The sequence below is a fragment of the Arthrobacter sp. BI5 genome, assembly GCF_056680065.1.
Window position 1 is genome coordinate 2,700,142 of sequence record NZ_CM155264.1, and the last position, 26,808, is coordinate 2,726,949.

A 26,808-nucleotide genomic window follows, 5' to 3' on the forward strand; every position below is an offset into this window, starting at 1 on the left:
CTTGACCTATACCTCCGCCGGCGCCGGCGCGACGATCCGGCCGTTATAGCCCCGCCGGTCCCGGATGCCGCCAATGACCCGGCACACCACGTAGATCAGGAAGGACAAAGTGGTCACATAGGGACTGATTGGCAGCCGGCCGCCGAGCGCCAGCAGGATTCCGCCCACCGTTGCCGTCACCGCGAAGACCACGCTGAGGAGCACCACAAGCCGCGGCGAGGAGGTCACGCGCAGCGCGGCGGCGGCCGGCGTGATCAGCAGCGCCAGCACCAACAGGGCGCCGACGATCTGGATGGACAGCGCCACGCTCACGCCCAGCAGCAGCATAAAGCCCAGCGCCAGCCTGCGCACCGGAACGCCCCGCGCCGCGGCCACCCTGGGATCGACGCTCGCGAAGGTCAGCGGCCGCCAGATGGCGATCAGTGCCAGCATCACGACGACGGCGGCGCCGGCCAGCACCTGCAGCTGCACGGTGCCGACGGACACGATCTGGCCGGTGAGCAGCCCGAACTTGTTAGCGGCCCGGCCCTCGTAGAGCGAGAGGAACAGAATGCCCAGGCCCAGGCCGAAGGGCATAAGCACGCCGATGGTCGAGTTCTTGTCCCGCGCCCGGACCCCCATCAGACCCAGCAGCAGCGCCGCCACCACCGACCCGGCGAGCGAGCCGAGCACCACATCGGCCCCGACCAGCAGGGCAAAGGCGGCGCCGGCGAAGGAAAGTTCGGAGATGCCGTGAACCGCGAACGCGAGGTCGCGCTTCATGACGAAGGTGCCCACCAGGCCGCCCAGCAGGCCCAGCACCGCGCCGGCCCAGATGGAGTTCTGCACGAGCACCAGCAGTTCGCCGTAGTTCTCGAAGTTGAAGATTGAACGGAGCAGGCTGTCCAGATCCACCTAGCCCACCTCTCCGGCGATCGAGTGGGCGTCTTCATGGTGGTGCGTCGTCGCGTCGGGCAGCCCCACCACGATCAGCCGGCCGTTGGCGCGGATCACTTCGACGTGACTGCCGTACAGATCCGACAGGACCTCTGTGGTCATGACTTCCTCGGGCGTGCCCACCCGGAAACGGCCGCCGGCCAGGTAGAGGACGCGGTCCACGTAATCCATGATCGGGTTGATCTCGTGGGTCACGAAGATCACCGCGCTGTCCTGCTCGTGGCACTGCTTGTTGATCAGCGCGCTGACCGCCTGCTGGTGATGCAGGTCCAGTGACAGGAGCGGTTCGTCGCACAGCAGCACCCTCGGCTCGGTGGCGAGGGCCTGCGCCACCCGCAGCCGCTGCTGTTCCCCGCCGGAGAGCTTTCCGACCGGGACCTTGGCGTAGTCCTGCGCGCCGACTTCGGCGAGCAGCGCGTCGATCCGGCGGTTCACCTTCGCGCCGCCGAGGCGGATCCCCCAGCGGTGCCCGTCGACGCCGAGGCCCACCAGGTCCCTGGCGCGCAGCGGCGTGTCGGGATCGAAGGATTCCTGCTGCGGAACGTAACCGATCCTCCGGCTGCCGCGGGAAATGGGCTGGCCGTCCAGGACGGCGGTTCCGGCCGTCAGGTCCTGCAAACCAAGCAGGACCTTGAGCAGGGTGGTCTTGCCGCTGCCGTTGGGTCCCAGCACGGCGAAGAATTCACCGGGGTGGATGTCCAGATCCAGGTTCTCCCACAACGTCCGGTTCCCGAAGGTCAGGGCGGCTCCGCGCAGGCTCACTACGGGTGTCAACTGGGTTTTCCTCGATTTCTGCTTGGGCCAGGTGGCCACGCCGTTGCGATCATCTTAGGCGCTAGCGCCGGGCGAGGGCCTTGGCCAGGTTGTCCACGTTGCCGGACATCCACTGCAGGTAGCCCTCGCCTTCCGGCAGGGTCTCGCTGAAGTCCACCACGGGCACGCCTGCGGCGCCGGCGGCGTCCTTGAGCGCGCGCGTCTGGGGTCCCTCGGTCTGCGGGTTGTAGGCCAGCAGCCGGATGTCGCCGGACTTCACGACGTCGATCGCGGAGCGCAGCACGGCGGGCGGCACATCCGAACCCGCTTCAATCGCGGCACTGTATTCGGCCGGCGTCCGGTTCTCCAGGCCTGCTGCTTCCAGCAGGTAGAGCGGCACCGGTTCGGTGACGGCGACGCCGCCGTGGGCGGCCGTCGTCTTGAGCGCGGACAGCTTCGTCTCCAGGCCGCCCAGCTCCTTCTTCAAGGCCGCCGCGTTGTTCCGGAAGTCCCCGGCTGAGGAAGGCTCCAGGGCGCCCAGCTTCTCCGCCAGCGCATCAGCCATCCGGCTCATCGCGGCCGGACTGTACCAGACGTGTTCGTTGAATCCCCCGGCCGCGTGGCTGTGGCCGTCGGCGTCAGTCGCGGCTGAGCCCGAGGGCGAGGCTGAGCCGGCTGCGCCGGAGTCCAGGCCCGAGACCTCCACCGCGTTGAGCAGGTTCTTCTCGGCCAGCCCGGTGTCCTCGGCCAGTTTGTGCAGGAAGTCGTCGTAGCCTCCGCCGTTCTCGATCACCAGCTCGGCCTTGGAGACCGCGAGCTTGTCCTGCGTGGTGGCCTCATAGGAGTGCGGATCCTGGCTGGTCCGGTTGATGATCGAGGTGACCTTGACCTTGTCGCCGCCGACAGTGCGGGCGATATCGCCATAGACGCTGGTGGACGCGACGACGTCGACCGCGCCGTCGCCGGCACCGGGCCGGTCACCGCCGGAGGTGGGACCGCAGGCCGTCAGTAGGAGGCTGCTGAGACCGGCAAAGAGAACAGCTGCAGCGGAACGGCGCACGGGAAGACCTCGGATCTGTTATTGAGAAGCATTAGCAATACAGCGAGTCTAACCCTAAATAGGAATGATTCCTATTTAGGGCCAGACCCGTGTTGCCTGCGGTCCTTAGTCCTGCCCGAGCCGGCGGTAGCCGGTGGCCTGCGTGGCGTCCCGGATCTCCCCGACCAGCTGCTCGATCACGTCCTCCAGGAACAGCACGCCCTGGGTATGTCCGTCCGGGCCGATCACCCGGGCCAGGTGGGAGCCCGTGCGCTGCATGACGGACATCGCCTTCTCGACCTCGTCGTCCATGGCCAGGTTGGCCAGCGAGCGGATGCGGCTTTCCGCGATCGGGTGCTGGTAGCCGGCTTCCGGGATGGACAGCACGTCCTTGATATGGAGATAGCCCGAGAGCATGCCCTCGTCGTCCAGCATCGGGAAGCGGGAGAACCCGGTCCGGCTCACGGCCTTCTCGAACTCCTCCGGAGTTGTGGCGGCCTTGAGCATCACGAGCTTGTCCAGCGGAACCATGACCTGGGAGGCCGTATGTTCAGAGAACTCCAGCGCGCCGGTGATCAGCCCCGCGTCGTCGTCCACGAGGCCGTGCCGGGTGGATTCCTGCACGATCGACTGGACCTCCTCCAGCGTGAAGGAGGAAGTAACCTCGTCCTTCGGCTCGATCCGCATCAGTTTCAGGATGTGGTTCGCGGACCAGTTGAGCGCCACGATGGCCGGCTTGACCGCCCGGGCGATGAACATCAGCGGCGGGGCCAGCAGCAGCGCGGCCTTGTCCGCGACCGAGACCGAAATGTTCTTCGGCACCATCTCGCCGAAGGTGACGTGCAGGAAGGTGACGGCCAGCAGCGCGATGGCGAACGCCACGACGTCGGCCAGCTCCAGCGGGACGCCGAGCGCCTCCAGCGGGACCGCCAACAGGTGGTGGATGGCCGGTTCGGCCACCTGCAGGATCAGCAGCGAGCAGACGGTAATGCCCAGCTGGGCGCACGCCAGCATCAGCGAGACGTTCTCCATGGCGCGCAGCGTGGTCTGGGCCCGCTTGGACCCGGCCTCGGCGAGGGGCTCGATCTGGCTGCGGCGCGCGGACATCACGGCAAATTCGGCCGCCACGAAGAACGCGTTGCCCACCAGCAGCACAGCGAGCCAAAGTATTCCCAGCCAGTCGCTCATGCGGCACCGGCTTTTCCGGCAGCGTCAATGCGCCCGTTGGATCCGGCGTGCGGTTCGTGTTCCGGCGGCGACGGCTTGAAGCAGATGCGGTCAATCCTGCGTCCGTCCATCCGCGTCACGCTGAGTTTTCCGCCGACGACGTCGACGGTGTCGCCGACGGCGGCGATGCGGCCCAGCTGGCTCATGACGTAGCCGCCGACGGTCTCGTAAGCCGCCTCGTCCGGCACTGTCAGGCCGGGGATCTGCTCGGAGAGTTCGTCGGGGCGCAGCAGGCCCGGGAAGTACCAGTCCCCGGACGCGCTTTGCAGCAGCCCGGGCCGGACCTTGTCGTGCTCGTCAGCCACTTCCCCGACGATTTCCTCCACCAGGTCCTCCAGGGTGGCGATCCCGGCGGTTCCGCCGTATTCGTCCAGGACGACGGCGAGCTGCAGGTTGCCTTCGCGCAGTTCGGCCAGCAGGCCGTCGAGGTGGATGGTCTCGGGCACGCGGAGCACCTCGGTCATGATCGCGCCGGCTTCCAGGTTGGCGCGGCGGTCCGCCGGGACGGCGATGGCTTTCTTGACGTGCACCACGCCGCGGATATCGTCCGAGGACTCGCCGATCACCGGGAAGCGTGAATAGCCGGTGCGTTTGGCGGCCTCCACGATGTCCGAGACCGGCTGGTGGCCGTCAATGGTCTCCACCCGGATCCGGGGCGTCATCACGTCCGCGGCCGTCCGTCCGCTGAATTTCAGGGTGCGGGAGATGAAGTTGGCGGTCCGTTCGTCCAGGGTGCCCATCGCGGCCGAACGGCGCACCAGCGAGGCAAGCTCGGCCGGGGTGCGGGCGCCCGAAATCTCTTCCTTGGCTTCGAGGCCAAAGACGTTCAGGACCTTGTTGGAGAAGCCGTTGAGCACAATGATCGCGGGCTTGAAGATGGCGGTGAAGACCAGTTGCGGCCGGGCCAGGGCCTTGCCCACCGGGAACGACAGTGCGATCGCCATGTTTTTCGGGACCAGTTCGCCGATCAGCATGGACAGCAGGGTTGCCAGCGCCATCGCGAGCACCAGCGAGACCGACGTCGCGGCGGCCTCCGGCAGTCCGAGGGCGGCCAGCGGGCCTTCGAGCAGCTTGCCCACCGAGGGCTCCATCACGTAGCCGGTCAGCAGCGTGGTCAGGGTGATGCCGAGCTGGCAGCTGGAGAGCTGGGTGGACAGGGATTTCAGGCACTTGAGCAGCGGGGCGGCGGCGGCGTCGCCGTTGTCCACCGCCCGCTGGACGGTGGCCTGGTCGAGCGCAACCAGGGAGAACTCGACGGCGACGAAGAAGCCGGTGCCGAGAATGAGGAGCAGTCCTGCTCCGAGCAGTAGCCACTCCATTTAGCGGCCCGCTTCGGAGGGCCGGAGGGATGGCCGGGGGAAACGTCCCGGCGGAGGGTGGTCAGCCGGGGCCGACCCTGTTTCCTGGAAGGCATTGCGTCCGCGGAAAGACTGCGCAGCGGAGGAGTGATGGGCGCGTGAACGGGGTTTGCCGGCTCTGCGGGTGGACTGGGCGGGAACGGGTTCGGTTCCTCGCTGGCAGCCCCCAGGCCGGCACCTAGATTTACTGTCCATAAGAATTTCAGTCTACAGGAGCAGCTGCCGCCGACCGCCGCCGTGGTGCCCGGCGGCGGCCGCTCCGGCGGCGGGGCCGGTCACCAGCTTTGCGGGACCGGGCGGCCTTCCTCATAGCCCGCCGCCGACTGGATGCCGGCCACGGCCCGTTCCCGGAACGCGGCCAGGTCGGCCGCGCCGGCGTAGCTCATGGAGCTACGCAGCCCGGCGGTGATCATGTCCAGCAGGTCCTCCACGCCCGGACGGGCGGCGTCCAGGTACATCCGGGAGGTGGAGATGCCCTCCTCGAACAGGGCTTTGCGGTCCTTTTCGAAGGCGCCCTCGCGCTGGTTGCGGTTCTGCACCGCCCGGGCCGAGGCCATACCGAAGCTCTCCTTGAACTGGCGGCCGTTCGCGTCGAGCTGCAGGTCGCCCGGGCTCTCGTGTGTGCCGGCGAACCAGGAGCCGATCATGACCTGGCTGGCCCCGGCCGCGAGGGCCAGCGCCACGTCGCGGGGGTGACGGACCCCGCCGTCGGCCCAGACCCTGCCGCCGGCGTCGCGCGCCGCGGCCGAGCACTCCAGCACGGCAGAGAACTGGGGACGGCCGACCGCCGTCATCATCCGGGTGGTGCACATCGCGCCGGGCCCGACGCCGACCTTGACGATGTCCGCCCCGGCCCGGATCAGCTCGCGGGTGGCGTCGGCGGTGACGACGTTGCCGGCAACGACCGGCACCCCGGGATCCAGGCTCCGGACCGCGGCAAGGGCGTCGAACATCTTCTGCTGATGGCCATGCGCGGTGTCCAGCACCAGCACGTTGACCCCGGCGGCGAGCAGCTCGGCCGCCCGGCCGGCGACGTCGCCGTTAATGCCGACGGCGGCAGCCACCTTCAGCGCGCCGCCGTCGTCGAGCGAGGGACGGTACAGGGTGGAGCGCAGGGCGCCCTTGCGGGTCAGCACGCCGACGAGGACGCCGTCCTGCTGGACCGGCGCGAAGTCGGTCCCGGCGGCGTCCATGGCGTCGAAGGCCCGGCGCAGGGACAACGCCGGAGCGCCCGGCCCGGCTTCGGCGCCGCCGTCGAACTCCGCGGCGTCCAGCACCAGCGGCTGGTGGCGCATCACGGAGCCAAGCGACGCGAAACGGTCCTGGCCTTCAAAATCGGCAGCCCGCACCACGCCGGCGACGGCTCCGGCGTCGTCGACGACCACGACGGCGCCGTGCGGGCGCTTGCCCATCAGGTGCAGGGCATCGATCACGGTGTTCGAGGCGCGCAGGCTCACCGGCGTCTCAAACACGGCGTGGCGGGCCTTAACCCACGACGTGACGCTCCGCAGCACGTCCAGCGGCACGTCCTGGGGCAGGACCGCGAGGCCGCCGCGGCGCGCCATCGTCTCCGCCATCCGCTTCCCGGTCACCGCGGTCATGTTCGCGACGACCAGCGGGATGGTGGAACCGGTCCCGTCGTCCGCCGACAGGTCCACGTCAAGCCGGGAGGTCACGTCGGAGCGGGACGGCACCAGGAAGATGTCCGAATAGGTCAGGTCGGTGGTCGGCTCACTCAAAAAACGCACGGCTGCTCCTCGATTACCTCATTAAGCGGTGTCAGTTGTGATTCTAGAGGCACCCGCCAGGCATCGCGCTTCCGGCCCGGCGGCGGGCGCGACGGGCCCCGCGGGGCACCTTTGCGGCTCCTGGATGATTTGAGTCACCCTTATTGGCGGTTTGGCCGGAATGCTCACTAGACTGGCAAAGGTCTGGGTTCACTGGACGCGGAGAACTGGTTCGATTGACGTGCTGCGGCACTGTGGAAACCAGCGGGAATCAAACTCATGGAAGAGGCGTATTTCAAGTGCCAGAGCAGCCTAGCCACCGTCTACCCGAGGAATTTGGCGGAAACGAGTGGCTCGTTGACGAACTGTACGAGCGGTACCAGCAGGACAAGAACACGGTAGACGCCAAGTGGTGGCCGCTGTTCGAGTCCTTCGACGCTGGCGACGGTTCCTCAACCAACGGCGCCTCGGCAACGGCCGCCGCGCACCCCTCCACCCGCGAACTCCCGGTGGTGACGCCGGCCGCCGCAGCCCCCGCGGCTGCCGCGCCCGCTGCCCCGAAGGCTCCCGCCGCCCAACCCGCTCCGGCGGCACCCGCAGCCGCGGCTCCTGCCCCTGCGCCGGCCCCCGCCGCAGCCCAGAAGGCACCGGCCACCGTCGCCCGCGACGGCTCCAAGACTGCCGAGCCCGGCGCCGGCACCCAGCCGATCCCGGCCCAGCTGCCCAAGAACGTCAAGGCCCCCACCGCGCCGGAAGAAGACGTCGTCTCCGTACTGCGCGGACCGGCGAAGGCCATCGCCGCCAACATGGTGACCAGCCTGGAGGTGCCCACCGCCACCAGCGTCCGGGCCATCCCCGCCAAGCTGCTGATCGACAACCGCGTGGTCATCAACTCCAACCTGGCCCGCGCCCGCGGCGGCAAGGTTTCCTTCACGCACCTGATCGGCTACGCCGTCATCCGGGCGCTGGCCCAGTTCCCCTCGATGAACGTTTACTACGACGTCGTCGACGGCAAGCCTGTTGCCGTCCAGCCCGCGCACGTGAACTTCGGCATCGCCATCGACATGCCCAAGCCGGACGGCACCCGCCTGCTGATGGTCCCGAACATCAAGAAGGCTGAGACGCTCAACTTCTCCGAGTTCTGGCACACCTACGAGGACCTGATCAAGCGCGCCCGCAACGGCAAGCTGACCGCTGACGACCACTCGGGCACCACCGTCTCGCTGACCAACCCGGGCGGCATCGGCACCGTGCACTCGGTCCCCCGCCTTTCCAAGGGCCAGGCGGCCATCATCGGCGTCGGCGCGCTCGACTACCCGGCCGAATTCCAGGGCGCGAGCGAGAAGATCATCGCGCACAACGCCATCAGCAAGGTCCTCACGCTGACCTCCACCTACGACCACCGCGTCATCCAGGGTGCCGGCAGCGGCGAGTTCCTCAAGCTGGTCCACCAGCTGCTGCTCGGCGCGCAGAACTTCTACGACGAGATCTTCGAGTCCCTGCGCATCCCGTACGAGCCCGTGCGCTGGAGCCCGGACCTGCAGGTGGACCCGGCGGACGAGATTAACAAGGTCGCCCGGATCCAGCAGCTCATCCACTCCTACCGCGTCCGCGGCCACCTGATGGCGGACACCGATCCGCTCGAGTACGTCCAGCGCAAGCACCCGGACCTCGACGTCCTGACCTACGGCCTGACCCTGTGGGACCTGGACCGCGAATGGCCCACCGGCGGTTTCGGCGGCAAGCCGATGCTGAAATTCCGCGACATCCTCGGCGTCCTCCGCGACGCGTACTGCCGCACCACCGGCATCGAGTACATGCACATCCAGGACCCGGCCGAGCGCAAGTGGTTCCAGGACCAGCTGGAGCACCCCTACTCCAAGCCGAGCCGGGACGAACAGCTCCGGATCGTCTCCAAGCTCAACGCGGCCGAGGCATTCGAGACCTTCCTGCAGACGAAGTTCGTCGGCCAGAAGCGCTTCTCGCTCGAGGGCGGAGAGTCGCTGATCCCGCTGCTGGACGCCATCATCTCCGACGCCGCCGACGACGAACTCGACGAAGTGGCCATCGGCATGGCCCACCGCGGCCGGCTCAATGTGCTCACCAACATTGCCGGCAAGACGTACGCGCAGGTCTTCCGTGAATTCGAGGGCACCCAGGACCCGCGCTCCGTGCAGGGCTCCGGCGACGTGAAGTACCACCTCGGCACCGAGGGCACCTTCACCTCCGACAACGGCAAGGAGACCAAGGTCTACCTCGCCGCCAACCCCTCGCACCTCGAAGCCGTGGACTCCGTCCTCGAAGGCATCGTCCGCGCCAAGCAGGACCGGCTGGACCAGGGCGAGTCGTTCCCCGTGCTGCCGATCATGGTGCACGGCGACGCCGCCTTCGCCGGCCAGGGCGTGGTCGCGGAAACGCTCAACCTCTCCCAGCTGCGCGGCTACCGCACCGGCGGCACCATCCACGTTGTGGTGAACAACCAGGTCGGCTTCACCACTGCCCCGTCGTCCTCGCGCTCCTCCACCTACTCCACGGACGTCGCCAAGATGATCCAGGCGCCGGTGTTCCACGTGAACGGCGACGACCCGGAGGCCGTGGTCCGCATCGGCCAGCTCGCCTACGAGTTCCGCCAGCGTTTCCACAAGGACGTTGTCATCGACATGGTCTGCTACCGCCGCCGCGGCCACAACGAGGGCGATGACCCCTCGATGACGCAGCCGCTGATGTACAACCTGATCGAGGCGAAGCGGTCGGTCCGGAAGCTCTACACCGAATCGCTGATCGGCCGCGGGGACATCACCGAGGAAGAAGCCGAGCAGCTGCTCCGCGACTACCAGGAACGCCTCGAACGCGTCTTCGCGGAAACCCACGCCGCACAGACCTCCCCGATCCCGATCATCACCGCGGATTCCGCAGCGGTGTCCGACCTGGAACGGCCCTCCGCCCAGCAGGGCGACACGGCCATCAGCGCCCCGGAGTCCACTGCGATCTCCGCCGAGACGCTGGCCCGCATCGGAAAGGCCCACGTCGACTTCCCGGAGGGCTTCACGGTCCACGCCAAGCTCAAGCAGCTGCTCGAGAAGCGTGAGCAGATGTCCCGCGAAGGCGGCATCGACTGGGGCTTCGGCGAACTCGCGGCCTTCGGTTCGCTCAGCATGGAAGGCATCCCGGTCCGCCTGGCCGGCCAGGACTCGCGCCGCGGCACCTTCGTGCAGCGCCACGCCGTCTTCCATGACCGCGCCAACGGTGACGAGTGGATGCCCCTGGCCCACCTGTCTGAGGACCAGGCCAAGCTGTGGATCTACGATTCGCTGTTGTCCGAATACGCGGCCATGGGCTTCGAATACGGCTACTCGGTGGAGCGTCCGGATGCCCTGGTGCTCTGGGAAGCGCAGTTCGGCGACTTCGTCAACGGCGCGCAGACCATCATCGACGAGTTCATCTCCTCGGCTGAGCAGAAGTGGGGCCAGCGCTCGTCGCTGGTGCTGATGCTGCCGCACGGCTACGAGGGCCAGGGCCCGGACCACTCCTCCGCACGGATCGAGCGTTTCCTGCAGCTCTGCGCCGAAGAGAACATGATCGTGGCCAACCCCACGACGCCGGCATCCCACTTCCACCTGCTGCGCCGCCAGGCGTACAGCCGGCCGCGCAAGCCGCTGATCATCTTCACCCCCAAGCAGCTCCTGCGCCTCAAGGCCGCGGCGTCCTCGGTGGAAGACTTCACCACGGGCACCTTCCGGCCGGTTATCCCCGAGCACGAGCAGCTGCAGGCTGACGCCGTCGACCGCGTCCTGCTGGTCTCGGGCCGCCTGTACTACGACCTGCTGTCCACCCGGCAGAAGACCGGCGACACCACGACGGCGATCGTCCGGGTCGAGCAGCTCTACCCGCTGCCCGCCGCGGAAATCGCCGCCGAGCTGGCCAAGTACCCGAACGCCGAGGTTGTCTGGGCCCAGGACGAGCCCGCCAACCAGGGACCGTGGCCGTTCATCGGCCTGAACCTGCCGGACGCACTGGACCGCCGCGTGCGCCTCGTGTCCCGGCCCGCCTCGGCATCCACCGCGGCAGGGTCGATGAAGCGCCACGCAGCCGAGCAGGACGCCCTGCTCAAGCAGGCATTCGCACGTAAGTAGGGCCAGGCTGCCCGGCCGGAAGTGGAACACCACGACTCCGGCCGGGCAGCTTTGTTTAAGGCTTTGAACCGGTATTCGGAATGAAGAGGTAGTCGTGGAAGATCGGAAGCTGCGGATCGCGGCCGTTGGAGATGAGCTGCTGGCCGGCCTGGGCGACCCCCGGGCGCTGGGCTGGCTGGGACGTGTGCTCGCCCGCACCCCGCAGGAGGGCCTGGGCCTGGAAAGCTACCCGCTGCCGTGCCCGCAGGAAGGCACCGAGGGCCTCGCCGAACGCTGGCTCGAGGAGGCCGGCCGCCGTTTCGGCCCCCACCACGAGAACCGCCTGGTGATCGGCCTGTCCGGCCGCGACATCGAATTCGGGCTCTCCACCGCCCGTAGCCGGCTCAACCTCGCCAACATCCTGGACTCCGCCTCGCAGAACAAGATCGAGGTCTTTGTCGTGGGGCCGCCGCCGACGCTGGATCCGGCCCAGAACCGCCGGCTCGGCGAGCTCAACACCGCTTTCGCCGACGTCACAACGCGCCGCAAACACCTGTACGTGGACACCTTCTCCCCGCTGCTGAACCATGAGCAGTGGCGGCAGGATCTGGCCGCCAACGGCGGCACCCCCGGCCAGGCCGGCTACGGCCTGATGGCCTGGCTGGTGCTGCACCGCGGCTGGTTCCAGTGGCTCAAGCTGGACGCACCGGAGTAAACGCCGAACGCGATATATCTTGACCGGTCACAAAAGGCGTTATATCGTGTTTCCATAGTCGCGATATATCGTAAGCGGGGACGCTGGCGGAGTCGCACCCTCCGAAGCTGAAGAGGAACCATGGAACAGAACTCGTGGACCGTTACCGGTCCCCAGACCATCGACGTCGACGGCGTCCGCTCGCTGAAGCTCGGCATTGTCCGCGGCCGCTTCGACATCGTCACCCACGACGAGGCCGTGGCCCGCCTTGAAATCTCCGAGATCGACGGCGACCCCCTCGCGGTCAGCCTGACCGACGGCCGGCTTGAGGTGCGGCACCAGCTGCACGGCCCGCAGGGATGGTTCAAGAACCTCATGGGCACGGTTAACAACAACTCCAGCAATTCCGTGGTCATCAGTATCGCGCTGCCGGCCGGCGTCGACGTCGAAGCCGGCACCGTCAGCGGCGACGGTATGGTGTCCGGCCTCACGGGCCACACCCGGCTGAACACCGTCTCCGGCTCGGTCCTGGCCGACGGCACCGCGGGTGAGCTGGCCGTGAGCACCGTCAGCGGCGAGGTGATCGCCCGCAACCACCACGGTGTGCTGACGGCCAAGAGCGTCTCCGGCGAGGTTACGGCCTCCGGCGAATTCAGCAACATCCGCGCCAACACCGTCAGCGGGGACCTGAGCTTCGACCTGCACGGCTTTACCCAGGACTTCGGCGCCAACTCGGTCTCCGGGGACGTCACCATCCGGTTGCCGCACGACGTCGGCGTGGACATCATCGCGAAGTCGGCCAGCGGCGCGGTGGTGATCGATGACCAGAAGTACGCCCTGCCGGGCGGGACGCTGCAGACGATCGCCGGACCCGACGCCAAACTGATGCTGGTCCGGACCAACTCGATGTCGGGGAAAACCTCCATTTTCCACGGCCAGCCGGGCCCGGACGTCGAAGCGGGCCTCTGATGCCCCCGGTCTTCGCCCACGGCGCCCTGCGCCTGTACCTGCTCGCCTTGCTGGAGTCCGGCCCCAAGCACGGCTACGAGCTGATCAAGGCGCTAAGCGACCGCTTCGGCGGCACGTACTCCCCCAGCGCCGGAACCATCTATCCGCGGCTGGCCAAGCTCGAGGAGGAAGGGCTGGTGGCTACCCGCACCGAGGGCCGGCGCACCAACTACAGCATCACGCCGGCCGGCCTGGTGGAGCTCAACCGGCGCCGGGACGAGCTGGCGGATGTGGAAAACGACATTTCCGCTTCGGTCCGCCGGCTCGCCGACAAGCTGCGGCAGGACATCCGGGTGAACATGCAGGGGTTGCGCGCGGACCTGGCCGCCACGGCCGAGGCGGCGCGTTCCACCGCCCGCAGCGCCGCCTCCCCGGCCGGGGCCCGCTACTCCAAGGACAGCGACCGCAGGCTGCGGGAGGCGGAGATGCTGGTGCAGTCCTTCCGGGACGACGTCCGGATCGAGTTGCGCCGGCACGCCGGGACCAGTCCCATCACCCCGGTCACGCTCGAAACCGTCAAGACGGTCCTGGACCAGGCGCGGATCTCCATCCGGAACTCGCTAGAGGGATGAGGCGCCCCGACGGCCGGGTCCCGGTTCGCGGCGGGTCCGCCGATGTGGGAGACTTGAGGGCAGCTCTTTTGAGTACCAAGATTAAGGAGGCCAGCTATGAGCAAACGTGCACGTAAACGTCGTGACCGTAAGCGTGGCGGCGCGAACCACGGTAAGCGCCCCAACACCTAAGCCACGGCTTGGATTGACAGCTTTAAGTGAAAGACCCCGGGAACCTCACGGTTCCCGGGGTCTTTCGCTGTGCTGGGTCTTGCTGTGCTGCGTCTTGCTGTTCTGCGGCTTGCTGTGTGGGGGCGCTCAGGCGTCGGCGTCGGCCGGGCGGATCGAGTGGATCCGGTCCAGGATGGAGTTCTTGAGGTTCTCCGGCGCGGCCTCGGTGCAGGAGCGCTTCACCATAACGCGGATGACGCATTCAAGGTCATACTGCTCGTGGCACTCCGGGCACTCGTCCAGGTGGTTCTTGATCTCGGCAATGTCGTCGTGCGTCAGGGCGCCGTCGAGGTACTCGTAGATGCGCTGCATCCGGGAGTCGTCGCAGTCGCCCAGTCCCTGGCAGTCGCTCATTTCCTGTTCTCCTGATTGTTGCTTTTTGCCGCTGCGGCGGGATCGCCCGCGGCCCTGAATCCCCGCTCGGCGGCATAGTCGGCCAGCATGTCCCGCAACATTCTCCGGCCGCGGTGCAGCCGGGACATAACGGTCCCGATCGGGGTGTTCATGATGTCTGAAATTTCCTTGTACGCGAAGCCCTCCACGTCGGCGAAGTAGACAGCCAGCCGGAACTCCTCCGGGATCGACTGCAGGGCACGCTTCACGTCCGAATCCGGCAGGTGGTCCAGCGCTTCGGCCTCCGCCGAACGCAACCCCGTCGAGGTGTGCGACTCGGCACGGGCCAGCTGCCAGTCCTCGATGGTGTCCGAGTTGGACTGCAACGGTTCGCGCTGGCGCTTGCGGTACAGATTGATGTACGTGTTGGTGAGGATCCGGTACAGCCAGGCCTTGAGGTTGGTTCCGGGCTTGTACTGGTGGAAAGCGGAAAACGCCTTCGTGTACGCCTCCTGGACCAGGTCCTCGGCGTCCGCGGGATTCCGCGCCATCCGCATCGCCGCGGAGTACAGCTGGTCCACATACTGCATCGCATCACGCTCAAACCGGACGCGGCGCTCGTCCGTGCTCTCGGCGTCCGTGTCCAACGGCTGGCCGGTGCCGTCCGCCGCTACGGTTTCCACGGCTGTACGCTCTGCGATGGCGTCGTCCACGGCTGGCGTTTCCGCAGTACTACCGGCGGCGGTTGCCTTGGTGGGTTTGGCGTCGTCGTTTCCGGCAACCTCGTGCATGGCCGTAACGGCCGGATCCATGGTGCTCATTGCGTTCAAGTCTACTGTCACCTTCCGGCGGGTGCTTAAAGCTCCCGTCCGGGCCGCGGACCACGGGTCCGCGGTGGCTTCATCCAGCAGTCGGGATTCTTTAACCAGAACCAAACCTCCGCCTTCCTGCACTGGCCGAATGACCGGCTGTGCCGCTAGTTATTGCATTGGTTTTCCCGCCCCCATTTCGGCTGGAACCTGTCAGGCACAACCCCGCACAACGGGCAAATATTCCGCAAAAGTGCAAGACTAGAACCGGTTCTCCCGCACAGCGTCCGCGGTTCGTCCATCCAGGAGGAAATTCATGTCCTTTGTCCGCTTTCTCGCCCGCCCTATGCTCGCCTCCAGTTTCGTGCTCGCAGGCATGGACAAGCTGAAGAATGCGGATGACACTGCGACCCAGCTGTCTCCCCTGCTGCGCCGCGCCGCTGAGTCCCTCCCCTTCCAGACCAACGAGAAAGTCCTGGCCCGCGTCATCGGCGGCACCCAGGTGGGTGCCGGCGTCTGCCTGGCTCTCGGCAAGGCCTCCCGCCTGGCCGCCACCGTGCTGGCAGCTATCTCGGCCCTTAACGCTTACGTGGAATGGCGCAGCGCGGACATCTCCTCCAAGCAGGGCCGCGACGCCCGGCGCAAGCAGTTGCTGAAGAACGTTTCCCTGACCGGCGGCGTCCTGCTGGCATCCGTGGACACCGCGGGCAAGCCGAGCCTGGCCTGGCGTGCCGAGCACCTCGCCGCGGACGCGCGCAAGACTACGGCCCACCTCGCCGCCGACGCACGCAAGACCACGGGCAAAAAGCTGAAGAAGGCTGACAAGGCGGTCCGCAAGGCCGTGGACCACGCCGTCGGAGCCTAAGACGGCAATGACTGGCACCACCCCCACCGCAGCAGCCACTTCCCTTCCGGCCGGCGGCGGTCCGCACTGGCGTGCGCCGTTCGCGGAGCGACCGGTCGACGCCACCGTTACGGTGCCCGGGTCGAAGTCCCTGACCAACCGGTACCTCGTCCTGGCCGCCCTCGCCGACGGCCCTTCGCGGCTGCGCACCCCGTTGCACTCCCGCGACTCGGCCCTGATGATCGAGGCGCTGCGGCAGCTGGGGGCCACCATCACCGAGGTGCCCGGCGACGGCGCCTACGGACCGGACCTGGACATCACGCCCATCCCCCTGGCTGCCGACGGTGATGCCGCAACGGGCGCCGCAATTGACTGCGGCCTGGCCGGCACGGTCATGCGCTTTGTCCCTCCGGTCGCCGCGCTGCGCCGCGGCGAGTCCCGCTTCGACGGCGATCCGCACGCACGCAAACGCCCGATGGGCACCATCATCGAGGCACTGACCGGACTCGGGGTGGCGGTCAGCGCACCCGAGGGCGGACCGGCGTCGTCGTTGCCCTTCACCGTCCACGGCACCGGGGAAGTCCGCGGCGGCCACCTCGTCATCGACGCCAGCGCCTCGTCCCAGTTCGTCTCCGCCCTGCTGCTGGCCGGCGCGCGCTTCACCGAGGGACTCCACCTGGAACATGTGGGAAAACCGGTGCCCAGCCTGGACCACATCAGTATGACGGTCGCGGTGCTGCGCGGCGTCGGCGTGGCGGTCGATGACTCCGTGCCGAACCACTGGGTTGTCTCCCCCGGACCGATCCGCGCCTTCGACCAGCGGATCGAACAGGACCTCTCCAACGCCGGGCCCTTCCTCGCCGCGGCCCTCGCCACCCGCGGAACCGTCCGGATCCCCAACTGGCCGGCCGACACCACCCAGGTGGGAGACCTCTGGCGCACCATCCTCGCCACCATGGGGGCAAGCGTCAGTCTCGACGACGGCACACTGACCGTCACCGGCGGCCCGGAAATCAAGGGCGGCGACTTCGACGAGACCAGCGAGCTCGCGCCGACCGTCGCAGCGCTCTGCGCGCTGGCCAACGGACCCTCACGGCTCACCGGCATCGCGCACCTGCGCGGACACGAGACGGACCGGCTCGCCGCCCTGGTGGCCGAGATCAAAAGGCTCGGCGGTGACGCCGAAGAAACCGCCGACGGACTCATCATCCGCCCGGCCTCACTGCACGGCGGCGTCGTGCACAGCTACGCCGACCACCGCATGGCCACCGCCGGCGCCATCCTCGGCCTCGCCGTGCCCGGCGTGGAGGTCGAGGACATCGCCACAACGTCCAAAACCATGCCCGATTTCCCCCGGCTCTGGGACGCCATGCTGGCCCCGGGAGCCTCCGCCGGGAAGGACGCCGCCGGTGGCCCGCAGCACTGACTCCTGGGACGAATCCGACGTCCGGATCCGGCCGAATAAAAAGGGCACCCGGCCCCGCACCAAGGACCGGCCCAGCCACGACGACGCCGTCACCGGACGCATCATCACGGTTGACCGCGGACGTTACACCGCCGTCGTCGGTGAAGGCACCGGCACGGAACGCAAGATCATCGCGGCCCGTGCCCGCGAACTGCGCCGCAACCCCGTCGTAGCCGGGGACTTCGTCTCCCTCGTCGGGGACGTCAGCGGCGAGCCGGACACGCTGGCGCGGCTGGTCAAGATCCAGGACCGCCGCACCCTGCTGCGGCGCAGCGCGGACGACACGGACCCGATCGAACGCGCCGTCGTCGCCAACGCCGACCAGCTGGTCGTCGTCGTGGCCGCGGCGAACCCGGAACCGCGCACCGGGTTCATCGACCGGGCCCTGGTGGCCGCCTACGACGCCGGAATCGAGCCCCTGCTGCTGGTCACCAAGGCGGACGTCAAGGATCCTGCCGAACTGCTCGACAACTACCGGCACCTCGACTTCCCGGTGATCATCTCCAAGACCGCGGATTCGGCAGCCTCCGGCATCGACGCCCGCTCCGATGACGGCCTCTCCGCCCGGCTGGACAAGACCGCCGTCTCGCAGCTGCGCGCGTACCTCGACGGAAAAGTCACCGTAATGCTGGGCCACTCCGGCGTCGGCAAATCCACCATGGTGAACGCGCTCACCGGCGCCGAACGCGCCACCGGCGGCGTCAACGCCGTCACCGGCCGCGGCCGCCACACCTCATCCTCCGCGCTGGCGCTGAAGGTCAACGATGCGCCCGCCGGCAGCTGGATCATCGACACCCCCGGCATCCGCTCCTTCGGCCTGGCCCACGTGGACCCGGACCGGATCCTGCGCTCCTTCCCGGACCTGGCGCCCGGCACCGAGGACTGCGAACGGGGCTGCAAGCACGACGCCTCCGCCGTCAACTGTGGGGTGGACGCCTGGGTGCAGGGCGGCCACGCCGGCCCGTCCGGCCCGGCCCGGCTCGCCTCGCTGCGCAGGCTGCTCGGCACCGACCCGCGGCTGGAAGCGCAGGACACCAAGGAACTCGGCAGCGTCTCCTAGCAGCGCCTGCCGAGCGGGTCGCCCGGCAGCGGGCGACGTGGCCTCCCGGCCTGCGGCGCGTTTTGGCGGTAGTTTGGAGGCATGAGTCAACCCGCTTCGAGCTACAACGATGACCTGCGCCTTGCCCATGTACTGGCAGATTCCGTAGATTCCCAGACCATGAACCGCTTCAAGGCGCTCGACCTTCGGATCGAGACGAAGCCGGACCTCACTCCCGTCACCGACGCGGACAAGGCCGCCGAGGAAGCCATCCGGGGGCAACTGTCCCGCTCCCGCCCCCGCGACGCCGTGCTCGGCGAGGAGTTCGGCAGCTCCGGCCACGGCTCCCGCCGCTGGATCATCGACCCAATCGACGGCACCAAGAACTTTGTCCGCGGCGTCCCAGTCTGGGCCACCCTGATCGCCCTGGTCGATGAAGGCGAGCCCGTGGTCGGCGTCGTCAGTGCCCCGGCCCTGGGCAAACGCTGGTGGGCGGCCAAGGGCGCCGGCGCCTACACGGGCCGCTCGCTGGCCGCCGCCAGCCGGCTGAAAGTCTCGAACGTCTCCCGGCTGGCCGACGCCTCGCTGTCCTACTCGAGCCTGGGCGGCTGGAAGCAGCGAGGCAACCTCGATGAGTTCCTTGGCCTCACTGAGGAGGTCTGGCGCACCCGCGCCTACGGCGACTTCTGGTCCTACTGCCTGGTGGCCGAAGGCGCCGTCGACATCGCCTGCGAGCCTGAACTCAACCTCTACGACATGGCGGCGCTGGTCCCGATCGTGACGGAAGCCGGCGGCCGCTTCACCTCGCTCGAGGGTGAGGACGGTCCCTTCGGCGGCAACGCCCTGGCCACCAACTCGATCCTGCACTCGGAGGTCCTCAAGCGCCTCAACCCCGGCCTGGATGACCTGCTCTAGCCGGCCCGCCCGCGGCAGTTCGTAACACAGCGCTTCATATTTCCGCCTCGCTTTTCCGTCCGCCGGGCCATGTCCTAGGCTCGAAACAGGTCACGAGTGCCAGCGCTAAACCCCGGTTTGCTGGCCGGCAACCCTCCATTCGCGGCGGGGTGCCCCGGGTGACGACCTGGCCGGTCCGGAGCGGACCCGGCAAGCGCGGATCCCCTGTGAGCGGGGTCCTTTTTGAGCGAGGTCCCATGACGACTGCCACCATCCCCACCCACACCACCAGCGCCGGCGCGGCCCTTTCCGAGACGCGCTTCGACGCCGCGCGCCGGCCGCTGTCCGCCGTCTCCGGCGCCGAGATCCAGGCCCCGCTGATCCAGGGCGGCCAGGTCCGCTACGCCAACCTCGACTACGGCGCCTCGGCCCCGGCGCTGTCCGTGGTGTCCGCCTACTTGAACGAGATCCTGCCCTACTACGCCAGCGTGCACCGCGGCGCCGGCTACGCCTCCCAGCTCAGCACCTCGGTGTACGAAAACGCCCGGAACATCGTCCGCGGGTTCGTCGGCGGACGCCCGGACGACTCGGTGATCTTCACCCGGAACACCACCGATTCGCTGAACCTGCTGGCCGGCTGCCTGCCCGTTGCCGGCGGCCAGCACACCGGCGAGGTGCTTTACCTCGACATTGAGCACCACGCCAACCTGCTGCCCTGGCAGAACGTCCCGCACCGCAGCGTCGTCGCGGCGCCCACCCTGGCCGGCACCCTGGCACGGCTCCGGACGGAACTCACCCACGGCGACGTGAGCCTGCTGGCCGTGACCGGCGCATCCAACGTCACCGGCGAAATCCTGCCGATCCGTGAGCTGGCCGCCCTGGCGCACGAATTCGGCGCCCGGATCGCCGTGGACGCCGCCCAACTGGCCCCGCACCGCCGCATCAACATCGCCGCCGACGACGTCGATTACCTCGCCTTCTCCGGCCACAAGCTCTACGCCCCGTTCGGCGCCGGGGTGCTGGTGGGCCGGCCGGACTGGCTCGACGCCGGCACCCCGCACCTTGCCGGGGGCGGCGCCGTGCGGGATGCGCGGCTCGACACCGTCAGCTGGACCACCGGCCCGGCCCGCCACGAGGGCGGCTCCCCGAACGTCCTCGGCGCCGCCGCGCTGGCCCGCGCCAGCCAGGTGATCGAGTCGCTTGACGAACAGCAGTGGCACGCCCACGAGGACGCCATCCGCTCCTTCCTGGTGGAGGGCCTGCAGCGGATCGAGGGTGTGAGCGTGCACCACATCTTCGAAGACACCGCCCGCGGGGAGGGGCCCGGGACGATCGGCGTCGTGAACTTCTCGGTCGCCGGGTACGACGCCGGACTGGTCGCCGCCTACCTCTCCGCCGAACACGGCATCGGCCTGCGCGACGGCCGGTTCTGCGCCCATCCGCTGCTGAAGCGGCTTGGCCTGCCGGCCGGGTCGCTGCGCGCCAGCTTCGGCCTCGGCTCCCGGCTCGAGGACGCCCAGCGGCTGCTCGCCGGTCTCCAGGAGCTGCGGCGGGGCGGCCTGGGCTGGGACTACGTGGTGGACGCCGGCCGCTGGGTGCCGGCCAACGACGCGCGCAGCTACCCGCACTGGGCGCCGAACACGCCGGGCACCGCGGGAGCCGCCCCCTGCACCCTCGACTAGGGGCCCCGCCTCCGGCCGCGTGCGGTAAATTCGGAGGGTACTTACCTATTGCTGCCGAAGGAGATCGCACGTGGCACGCGGCGGCCCCAAACTCCACCACCACCGGCGACAGGAGCTCGGCCAGAGCTTCCAGGACGGCGGCGAGCACTACGACCGGGTCCGGCCGGGCTACCCCGCGGACTCGGCCGACTGGCTGATCCCCGGCGGGGCCCGGGACGCCGCCGACCTGGGCGCCGGCACGGGCAAATTCACGGCTCTCCTGGTCGAACGGGGACTGAAGACGGTGGCCGTGGACCCGTCCCCGGACATGCTGGAACAGCTGCGCCGCACGTTGCCGGACGTCACCGCCGTCGAGGGCACCGCCGAACACACGGGACTGGCGTCCGGGGCGTTCGACCTGGTCACGGTGGCCCAGGCCTGGCACTGGTGCGATCCCCTGCTGGCCAGCACCGAGGCTGCCCGGATCCTGCGCCCGCAGGGCATCCTCGGCCTGATCTGGAACCAACTCGACACCTCGGTCCCGTGGGTGCACCGGCTCTCGCGGATCATGCACGCCGGGGACGTCCACAAGCCCGACTTCACACCGCCGCTGGGACCGGAATTCACCGGGTTGCAGAGCCACCTCACCCGTTGGGAGGACCCAGTCACCAGCCAGGACCTCATGGAACTGGCCAAGTCCCGCAGCTACTACCTGCGGGCAGGCGAGACCACCCGGGCCAAGGTCTTCGGCAACCTCGACTGGTACCTGCACGAGCACCTCGGGCACACTCCCGGCGAGCTCCTGCCGCTCCCCTACCTGACGCAAACCTGGCGCGCCGCCCGGGCCTGAGGTTCCCGCATTGCGCTGGGGGCATGCCGCACCTATCATTTCGGTGTGCCTAACTTTTGTGTGTAGGCACCCTGGAACTTCATGGGAGCCGCAGTGCTGGACGTCACCGGACACGAACCCCGCCCCGCGGGGCCGCCGCCCGCCCGCAGGGTCCGGGGCCGCCGCCGTGCCCTGCTCGGCCTGCTCGGCCCGGCGTTCGTGGCCGCCATCGCCTACGTGGATCCCGGCAACGTCGCCGCTAACCTCACGGCCGGGGCGCAGTACGGCTACCTGCTCGTCTGGGTCCTCGTCGCGGCCAACGTGATGGCGGTGCTGGTCCAGTACCAGTCCGCCAAACTCGGCATCGTCACCGGCAAAAGCCTTCCCGAGATCCTCGGCGAACGGCTCCGGCCGGTGTGGCGCCGTGCTTTCTGGGTCCAGGCCGAAATCGTGGCGGCGGCCACCGACCTCGCCGAGGTGGTGGGCGGCGCCGTCGCCCTGTACCTGTTGTTCGGCCTCCCCCTGCCCCTCGGCGCCGTGATCGTCGGCGGCATTTCCATGGCACTGCTCGCCGTGCAGAGCCGGAACCAGCAGCGGCCGTTTGAGTTCGTCATTATCTTCCTGCTCGGCATCATCACCGTCGGCTTCCTGGCCGGACTGTTCATCAGCCCGCCCGATCCCGGCGGCGTAGTGGCCGGACTTGTGCCCGGCTTCCAGGGCCCGGACACGGTGCTGCTGGCCGCGAGCATGCTCGGCGCGACCGTGATGCCGCACGCCATCTACGTCCACTCCGCACTCTCCCGGGACCGGCACCGCCCGAACCCCCACCTCCACGTGCCGCCGCACGCGATGGCGCGGCTGGTCAAGGCCACGCGCTGGGACGTCGTCGCGGCCCTGGCCGTGGCCGGTATCGTCAACATCGGCATGCTGCTGCTGGCCGCGTCCACGCTCGGCGGTGAGGAGGGAACGGACACCATCGAGGGCGCCCACGCCGCCATCACGGCCAACCTCGGCCCGGTGGTGGGTGTGGTGTTCGCCGTCGGCCTGCTCGCTTCCGGCCTGGCCTCCACCTCGGTGGGCTGCTATGCCGGCGGCACCATCATGCAGGGCCTGCTGACGATCCGGATTCCGCTGATGACGCGCCGGGTGCTCACCCTGATCCCCGCGGTGGTCCTGCTGGCAGTGGGCTTCGACCCCACCTGGGGGCTCGTGCTCAGCCAGGTGGTGCTCAGCTTCGGGATCCCGTTCGTTCTGGTTCCGCTCGTGGTGCTGACCAGCAGCAAGTCTTTGATGGGCCGCTTCGCCGACGGGGTGATCCTGCGGGTGGCCGCGATCGTCAGCGTGGTCCTGGTGGTGGCACTGAACCTGGTCCTGCTGTGGCTCACGTTCACCGGCGCCGCCGGACGGTAGGCTTGGGCTGTGAAGACCAGCCCGCCCTCCTCCTCGATAGAGGATTACGTCAAGGTCATCTACTCCTTCACGGAGTGGCAGGACAAGCCGATCACCTCCACCCAGCTGGCCCAGCGGCTCGGGGTCGCCAATTCCTCCGTCTCTGAGATGGTCCGCAAGCTCAAGGATCAGGGCCTGGTGGACCACAAGCCGTACAGCGCCGTCACCCTGACCGAGGACGGCGTGCGGCTGGCCCTCTCGATGGTCCGACGGCACCGCCTGATTGAGACCTTCCTGGTGCAGGAGCTCGGCTACCGCTGGGACGAGGTCCACGACGAGGCGGAGCTGCTGGAACACGCCGTCTCCGACACCTTCATCGAGCGGATGGCCGCCAAACTGGGCAACCCGGTCCGGGACCCGCACGGCGACCCGATTCCCGCCGCCGACGGCTCGGTCCTGATGCCGCCGGCCTACCGGCTGAGCGAGCTCGACGAGGGCCATACCGGCCGGATCACCCGGATCAGCGACGAGAACCCCGACTTGCTGCGCTACCTCGCCGCCGAGCAGATCGACCTCGACGCCGACGTCGAGGTCCTGGGCCGGAAACCGTTCGGCGGCCCGCTCGTGGTCCGGATCGGCGCAGGGTCAGCGCTGCGCGACATCGACCTCGCCGACGAGGTGGCCTCCGCGCTCTGGGTGCACAGCGACGCCGCCCACTCCGGCTGCAGCGTCTCCGGCCAGGAGGAGCGAAAGAATGCTTGAGCAAAGAGCCTTTGGAAACACTGGAATCGAGGTCTCCATCGTGGGCCTCGGGGCCGGCCAGATCGGCGAAAGCGACGTCACCGAGGCCGAAGCCGCCGAGGTGCTCAACGGAGCGTTGGATCTGGGCGTCACGTTGATCGACACCGCCGCCAGTTACGGGTTGAGCGAAGAGCGGATCGGCCGGCACCTGGGCCACCGCAGGGATGAGTTCGTGCTCTCAACCAAGGGCGGGGCCGGGATCAACGGTCAACCGGACTGGTCGCCGGGCAGTGTACTTGGGAGTATCGAGCAGTCGCTGCGCTTGACCCGCTCGGAGCGGATCGACGTCTTTTACCTGCACTCCTGCCCGCTGGACATCCTGCAACGCGGTGACCTGCAGGACACCCTGGACCGGGCCGTGGCCGCCGGCAAGATCGGCGTCGCGGGCTACAGCGGAGACAATGAGCCGCTCGCCTACGCCGTCGATTCCGGCCGGTTCGGGGCGATCGAAACCAGCGTCAACATCGCCGACCAGTGGAATCTCCGGAACGTCCTCGGCCGGCGGTCCGACCTCGGGGTGATCGCCAAACGGCCGATTGCGAACGCGCCGTGGCGCTTCGTGGAGCGGCCCACCGGGAACTATGCAGAACTCTATTGGGAACGGCTTCAGGCCCTGGGACTGGACCCGGACGGCCTGGATTGGGCCGAGTTCGCCTTGCGCTTCACGGTGTACGCACCCGGGGTGCACACCGCCATTGCTGGCACAGCCAAACTGGCCCACCTGCGCCGGAACATCGCGGCCGCCGGCCGCGGACCGCTTCCGGCCGTTGCCTTGGACGGCATCGACCGCGCCTGGCGCGCCGCGGGCTCCGGATGGCCGGCGTCGACCTGACTGCCGGCGCCGCGTAGCCGCCAGCGGTTGTGCGGCGGCTACGCCGGAGCCTCCGCTCCCCGGGTGTCCCCCTCGTTTCCGTTGTCCCCGTCGTCCCCGTCGTCCCGGTTGTCCCCACTGTCTCCACCGTCCCGTGGCGAGTTCCGGATCCCGACGGCGGACGCCGCCGCTCCGGCGATGAAGAGTCCGGCGGTGACGGCCGCCGTGCCGTGCAGACCCGCCGTCGTGATTACCGGACCGGTGATCAGCCCGGCGAAGGCGATGGCCACCAGCCCCGCGATGCGGGCGACGGCGTTGTTCACGGCCGAGCCGATGCCGGCTTCCGCGGGGTCCACGGCGCCCAAAATCGCTGCCGTCAGCGGCGCCACGGTCACGGCTAGGCCGATCCCGAAGACCACCAGCCCGGGGAAGACCTCGGCGAAATAGTCCAGCGGCAGGCCGACGCCCAGCAGCATCAGGAAACCCGCCGCGCACAGCAACGGCCCCGCCGTCATGAACCAGCGCGGGCCGTAGCGGCCGGAAAGTGTCCCCATGCGTGCCGACAGGAGCAGCAAAATCACGGTGGACGGCAGCAGGGCGAAGCCGGCCGCGGTGGCACCCAGGCCGGCAACCTGCTGCAGGAAAAGCCCCAGGACGAAAAATCCGAGGTTCAGCGCGCCGTAGATCACCGTGGTGGCGATGTTGCCCCAACCGAAGTTGCGGATCGCGAACAGCCGCAGCGGCATCATCGGCGCCGGGGTGCGCCGCTCGTGCAGCAGGAAACCGACGAGGCCGGCCACGCCCAGCACCAGCGGCAGCCATACCTGCGTGGCGCCCCAGCCCAGGCTTCCGCGCTCAATGAAGGCGTAGACAACGCCGCCCAGGCCGACAATAGCCAGGACGGTCCCGGTGACGTCGATCGTGCTGCCGGGGGGCCGTCCCAGGTCCAGTTCACGCAGCCGGCGGAGCGCGGGCCAGACAGCCAGCGCGGGGACGATGTTGAGGAAAAAGATCAGCCGCCAGGTGAACACGTCCACGGAGATCCCGCCCAGCACCGGGGCGGCGACGATGGCGCCGGAGGTCCACGCCGACCATTTGCCGATCGCGGCGGACTGGGCCGGGCCGCTGAACACCGTCACAATCAGGGCCAGCGAACTGGGCACCAGGAGGGCACCCGCGACGCCCTGCAGGCCGCGCGCCAGGATCAGCGATTCACCGCTCCAGGCGAGGCCGCAGAGCACGGAGGTGGCGGTGAAACCGGCCAGGCCCCACTGCAGGACCCGCACCCTGCCGAACTGGTCCGAGAGGGAGCCGGCCACCAGGATCAGCGCTCCCAGGGTCAGCAGGTAGGCGTCTACCACCCATTGCTGGACCACCAGGCCGCCGCCGAGTTCCCGGTCGATCGCCGGGAGGGCAAGGTTGACCACCGAACCGTCCAGAAAGGCCATAAAGGACGCGATAATCGCCACGTACAGCACGCGCTTTTCAAGGGTGGACAAGGCTGCGGCGGGGGTGCCGGACATGGCTGCTGCCTTCCTCACTGCCTGCCTGACGGCGGGGCACCGGGTTTGGGATGAGCCTAGCACCGGGCGCCTGCGGATCGGCCGGGGTGCCCGGATCCCGTAAAGTTGAGGGATGGTTACAAGACGTGAAGCTGCCCAGATCCTTGATATTCCGCTGGAAATGGCACACCGTCACGGCCTTCCGTCCCGCCTGACCGACGCCGAGCTGGGCGAACTGCTGGACGCTCCGCCGGCCTGGCTCGTCCAGTCGAAAGCGAACCGGACCGGCAAACGCCCGGTCTGGGTCCAGCTGACCTGCGCTGTCTGCGGATTCTCCGAGGCGGCCCGGCCGAAGAAGTGGTGGCCGGAGTTCAGCCACGTCTGCTGCGCCCACCACGCCCCGTACGAGTTGCCCGCCCTCGGCGCCGGGGAAGTCCGCAGCGAGTACGAGGGAGTCGGGAGCCGCTTCATCGGCATCGTGGACGTCGCGGTACCCGAGGCGTAGCCTTAAAAGCACGGGCTCATCCCGGGCCCCCACCTCTAGGGAGCGCGCAATGCCTGACAAGTCGCCGCACCGGCACCTGACGAAGAAGCCGGTCAAAACCATCAAGGAAAAACGGGCCGAGAAGAAGGCCAAGCACATCGTGGACGAGCACACCGATCCGGTGGCGCACATTAAGAAGCGCTGACTGCCGTCCGCACGCAGGAACCACCGCCCCAGAACATGCGCGGGCACAACAAAAAGGCCGGAAGCTGATGCTTCCGGCCTTTTGCTACGGGGTGGAGCTCCGTCGC

At 68.6% G+C, this 26,808-nt stretch carries 25 protein-coding genes and 1 riboswitch; of the genes, 16 read left to right on the top strand and 9 right to left on the bottom strand.

Annotated elements, in window-relative coordinates; all coding sequences use genetic code 11:
- Positions 1 to 6: 6 nt before the first annotated feature.
- The 6 genes from AC1MED_RS12420 to AC1MED_RS12445 all read right to left on the bottom strand — a co-directional run bounded on the left by AC1MED_RS12420 (position 7) and on the right by AC1MED_RS12445 (position 7,061).
- Positions 7 to 894: a metal ABC transporter permease gene (locus AC1MED_RS12420; protein ID WP_479783555.1), complete on the bottom strand. Its 888-nt coding sequence runs from the start codon at positions 892 to 894 to the stop codon at positions 7 to 9.
- Positions 895 to 1,710: a metal ABC transporter ATP-binding protein gene (locus tag AC1MED_RS12425; RefSeq protein ID WP_479783557.1), complete on the bottom strand. Its 816-nt coding sequence runs from the start codon at positions 1,708 to 1,710 to the stop codon at positions 895 to 897.
- Positions 1,711 to 1,771: 61 nt separating this feature from the next.
- Entirely contained in the window at positions 1,772 to 2,749 is a 978-nt protein-coding gene (locus AC1MED_RS12430; RefSeq protein WP_479783559.1) for a metal ABC transporter solute-binding protein, Zn/Mn family, read from the bottom strand.
- 105 nt (positions 2,750 to 2,854) lie between these two features.
- The gene (locus tag AC1MED_RS12435; RefSeq protein WP_479783561.1) at positions 2,855 to 3,916 is read right to left on the bottom strand and encodes a hemolysin family protein; all 1,062 of its coding nucleotides are present in this window, start codon (positions 3,914 to 3,916) and stop codon (positions 2,855 to 2,857) included.
- Positions 3,913 to 5,274, bottom strand: a complete 1,362-nt coding sequence (locus AC1MED_RS12440) for a hemolysin family protein (RefSeq protein ID WP_479783563.1) — start codon at positions 5,272 to 5,274, stop codon at positions 3,913 to 3,915. Before AC1MED_RS12440 ends, AC1MED_RS12435 begins: the two co-directional genes overlap by 4 nt.
- Before the next feature lie 314 nt (positions 5,275 to 5,588).
- A complete protein-coding gene (locus AC1MED_RS12445) occupies positions 5,589 to 7,061 on the bottom strand; it encodes a GuaB1 family IMP dehydrogenase-related protein (protein WP_479783565.1) in 1,473 nt (490 codons plus the stop codon).
- A gap of 278 nt (positions 7,062 to 7,339) precedes the next feature.
- Here AC1MED_RS12445 and AC1MED_RS12450 point away from each other — a divergent pair, with 278 nt between their 5' ends.
- The 5 genes from AC1MED_RS12450 to AC1MED_RS12470 all read left to right on the top strand — a co-directional run bounded on the left by AC1MED_RS12450 (position 7,340) and on the right by AC1MED_RS12470 (position 13,597).
- Positions 7,340 to 11,173, top strand: a complete 3,834-nt coding sequence (locus AC1MED_RS12450) for a multifunctional oxoglutarate decarboxylase/oxoglutarate dehydrogenase thiamine pyrophosphate-binding subunit/dihydrolipoyllysine-residue succinyltransferase subunit (RefSeq protein ID WP_479783567.1) — start codon at positions 7,340 to 7,342, stop codon at positions 11,171 to 11,173.
- 94 nt (positions 11,174 to 11,267) lie between these two features.
- Positions 11,268 to 11,867 carry a GDSL-type esterase/lipase family protein gene (locus AC1MED_RS12455; protein ID WP_479783569.1) on the top strand — a complete coding sequence of 200 codons (600 nt, stop codon included), beginning with the start codon at positions 11,268 to 11,270 and terminating at the stop codon, positions 11,865 to 11,867.
- Between the two features lie 120 nt (positions 11,868 to 11,987).
- A complete protein-coding gene (locus AC1MED_RS12460) occupies positions 11,988 to 12,815 on the top strand; it encodes a DUF4097 family beta strand repeat-containing protein (protein ID WP_479783571.1) in 828 nt (275 codons plus the stop codon).
- Complete coding sequence (locus tag AC1MED_RS12465; RefSeq protein WP_346959653.1) at positions 12,815 to 13,426, top strand: PadR family transcriptional regulator; 612 nt, start codon at positions 12,815 to 12,817, stop codon at positions 13,424 to 13,426. The genes AC1MED_RS12460 and AC1MED_RS12465 overlap by 1 nt, the downstream gene beginning before the upstream one ends.
- 96 nt (positions 13,427 to 13,522) lie before the next feature.
- The gene (locus AC1MED_RS12470; RefSeq protein ID WP_369299106.1) at positions 13,523 to 13,597 is read left to right on the top strand and encodes a 50S ribosomal protein bL37; all 75 of its coding nucleotides are present in this window, start codon (positions 13,523 to 13,525) and stop codon (positions 13,595 to 13,597) included.
- Positions 13,598 to 13,723: 126 nt separating this feature from the next.
- On the opposite strand, the gene rsrA is transcribed toward AC1MED_RS12470, so the two are convergent.
- Together rsrA and AC1MED_RS12480 are read right to left on the bottom strand one after the other, a co-directional pair.
- The gene (gene rsrA / locus AC1MED_RS12475; RefSeq protein ID WP_479783574.1) at positions 13,724 to 13,990 is read right to left on the bottom strand and encodes a mycothiol system anti-sigma-R factor; all 267 of its coding nucleotides are present in this window, start codon (positions 13,988 to 13,990) and stop codon (positions 13,724 to 13,726) included.
- Positions 13,987 to 14,790, bottom strand: a complete 804-nt coding sequence (locus tag AC1MED_RS12480) for a sigma-70 family RNA polymerase sigma factor (protein WP_479783576.1) — start codon at positions 14,788 to 14,790, stop codon at positions 13,987 to 13,989. The genes rsrA and AC1MED_RS12480 overlap by 4 nt, the downstream gene beginning before the upstream one ends.
- Positions 14,791 to 15,094: 304 nt before the next feature.
- Here AC1MED_RS12480 and AC1MED_RS12485 point away from each other — a divergent pair, with 304 nt between their 5' ends.
- The 9 genes from AC1MED_RS12485 (at position 15,095) to AC1MED_RS12525 (ending at position 24,532) form a co-directional block, all read left to right on the top strand.
- Positions 15,095 to 15,643 carry a DoxX family protein gene (locus AC1MED_RS12485; RefSeq protein ID WP_479783578.1) on the top strand — a complete coding sequence of 183 codons (549 nt, stop codon included), beginning with the start codon at positions 15,095 to 15,097 and terminating at the stop codon, positions 15,641 to 15,643.
- 7 nt (positions 15,644 to 15,650) lie between these two features.
- Positions 15,651 to 17,048 (top strand): 3-phosphoshikimate 1-carboxyvinyltransferase, encoded by a 1,398-nt coding sequence (gene aroA / locus AC1MED_RS12490; protein WP_479783580.1) that lies wholly within the window; start codon positions 15,651 to 15,653, stop codon positions 17,046 to 17,048.
- Positions 17,032 to 18,147 (top strand): ribosome small subunit-dependent GTPase A, encoded by a 1,116-nt coding sequence (gene rsgA, locus AC1MED_RS12495; RefSeq protein ID WP_479781009.1) that lies wholly within the window; start codon positions 17,032 to 17,034, stop codon positions 18,145 to 18,147. Before aroA ends, rsgA begins: the two co-directional genes overlap by 17 nt.
- Before the next feature lie 81 nt (positions 18,148 to 18,228).
- Positions 18,229 to 19,041: a histidinol-phosphatase gene (gene hisN, locus AC1MED_RS12500; RefSeq protein WP_346959659.1), complete on the top strand. Its 813-nt coding sequence runs from the start codon at positions 18,229 to 18,231 to the stop codon at positions 19,039 to 19,041.
- 88 nt (positions 19,042 to 19,129) lie between these two features.
- Positions 19,130 to 19,243: riboswitch (SAM riboswitch) on the top strand.
- 34 nt (positions 19,244 to 19,277) lie between these two features.
- Complete coding sequence (locus AC1MED_RS12505; RefSeq protein ID WP_479783582.1) at positions 19,278 to 20,702, top strand: aminotransferase class V-fold PLP-dependent enzyme; 1,425 nt, start codon at positions 19,278 to 19,280, stop codon at positions 20,700 to 20,702.
- Between the two features lie 70 nt (positions 20,703 to 20,772).
- On the top strand, positions 20,773 to 21,531 hold the full coding sequence (locus AC1MED_RS12510; protein ID WP_479783584.1) for a class I SAM-dependent methyltransferase: 759 nt from the start codon (positions 20,773 to 20,775) through the stop codon (positions 21,529 to 21,531).
- An 81-nt stretch (positions 21,532 to 21,612) separates the two neighbouring features.
- A complete protein-coding gene (locus tag AC1MED_RS12515; protein WP_479783586.1) occupies positions 21,613 to 22,920 on the top strand; it encodes an Nramp family divalent metal transporter in 1,308 nt (435 codons plus the stop codon).
- 9 nt (positions 22,921 to 22,929) lie between these two features.
- Positions 22,930 to 23,661: a metal-dependent transcriptional regulator gene (locus AC1MED_RS12520; protein ID WP_479783588.1), complete on the top strand. Its 732-nt coding sequence runs from the start codon at positions 22,930 to 22,932 to the stop codon at positions 23,659 to 23,661.
- Positions 23,654 to 24,532: an aldo/keto reductase gene (locus AC1MED_RS12525; protein WP_479783590.1), complete on the top strand. Its 879-nt coding sequence runs from the start codon at positions 23,654 to 23,656 to the stop codon at positions 24,530 to 24,532. Before AC1MED_RS12520 ends, AC1MED_RS12525 begins: the two co-directional genes overlap by 8 nt.
- Before the next feature lie 38 nt (positions 24,533 to 24,570).
- On the opposite strand, the gene AC1MED_RS12530 is transcribed toward AC1MED_RS12525, so the two are convergent.
- Positions 24,571 to 26,034 (bottom strand): MFS transporter, encoded by a 1,464-nt coding sequence (locus AC1MED_RS12530; RefSeq protein ID WP_479783591.1) that lies wholly within the window; start codon positions 26,032 to 26,034, stop codon positions 24,571 to 24,573.
- A gap of 112 nt (positions 26,035 to 26,146) precedes the next feature.
- On the opposite strand from AC1MED_RS12530, the gene AC1MED_RS12535 reads away from it, so the two are divergent.
- Together AC1MED_RS12535 and AC1MED_RS12540 are read left to right on the top strand one after the other, a co-directional pair.
- A complete protein-coding gene (locus AC1MED_RS12535) occupies positions 26,147 to 26,518 on the top strand; it encodes a hypothetical protein (RefSeq protein ID WP_346959666.1) in 372 nt (123 codons plus the stop codon).
- Positions 26,519 to 26,567: 49 nt separating this feature from the next.
- Positions 26,568 to 26,702: a hypothetical protein gene (locus AC1MED_RS12540; protein WP_261375082.1), complete on the top strand. Its 135-nt coding sequence runs from the start codon at positions 26,568 to 26,570 to the stop codon at positions 26,700 to 26,702.
- Positions 26,703 to 26,808 lie beyond the last annotated feature (106 nt).

Excerpts from the sequence above, each read along its gene's own strand:
- AC1MED_RS12435 (WP_479783561.1), bottom strand. The coding sequence starts at position 3,916 with ATGAGCGACTGGCTGGGAATACTTTGGCTCGCTGTGCTGCTGGTGGGC.
- AC1MED_RS12440 (WP_479783563.1), bottom strand. The coding sequence starts at position 5,274 with ATGGAGTGGCTACTGCTCGGAGCAGGACTGCTCCTCATTCTCGGCACC.
- AC1MED_RS12460 (WP_479783571.1), top strand. The coding sequence starts at position 11,988 with ATGGAACAGAACTCGTGGACCGTTACCGGTCCCCAGACCATCGACGTC.
- AC1MED_RS12465 (WP_346959653.1), top strand. The coding sequence starts at position 12,815 with ATGCCCCCGGTCTTCGCCCACGGCGCCCTGCGCCTGTACCTGCTCGCC.
- rsrA (WP_479783574.1), bottom strand. The coding sequence starts at position 13,990 with ATGAGCGACTGCCAGGGACTGGGCGACTGCGACGACTCCCGGATGCAG.
- AC1MED_RS12480 (WP_479783576.1), bottom strand. The coding sequence starts at position 14,790 with ATGAGCACCATGGATCCGGCCGTTACGGCCATGCACGAGGTTGCCGGA.
- AC1MED_RS12485 (WP_479783578.1), top strand. The coding sequence starts at position 15,095 with ATGTCCTTTGTCCGCTTTCTCGCCCGCCCTATGCTCGCCTCCAGTTTC.
- aroA (WP_479783580.1), top strand. The coding sequence starts at position 15,651 with ATGACTGGCACCACCCCCACCGCAGCAGCCACTTCCCTTCCGGCCGGC.
- hisN (WP_346959659.1), top strand. The coding sequence starts at position 18,229 with ATGAGTCAACCCGCTTCGAGCTACAACGATGACCTGCGCCTTGCCCAT.
- AC1MED_RS12505 (WP_479783582.1), top strand. The coding sequence starts at position 19,278 with ATGACGACTGCCACCATCCCCACCCACACCACCAGCGCCGGCGCGGCC.
- AC1MED_RS12515 (WP_479783586.1), top strand. The coding sequence starts at position 21,613 with ATGGGAGCCGCAGTGCTGGACGTCACCGGACACGAACCCCGCCCCGCG.
- AC1MED_RS12525 (WP_479783590.1), top strand. The coding sequence starts at position 23,654 with ATGCTTGAGCAAAGAGCCTTTGGAAACACTGGAATCGAGGTCTCCATC.
- AC1MED_RS12530 (WP_479783591.1), bottom strand. The coding sequence starts at position 26,034 with ATGTCCGGCACCCCCGCCGCAGCCTTGTCCACCCTTGAAAAGCGCGTG.
- AC1MED_RS12535 (WP_346959666.1), top strand. The coding sequence starts at position 26,147 with ATGGTTACAAGACGTGAAGCTGCCCAGATCCTTGATATTCCGCTGGAA.
- AC1MED_RS12540 (WP_261375082.1), top strand. The coding sequence starts at position 26,568 with ATGCCTGACAAGTCGCCGCACCGGCACCTGACGAAGAAGCCGGTCAAA.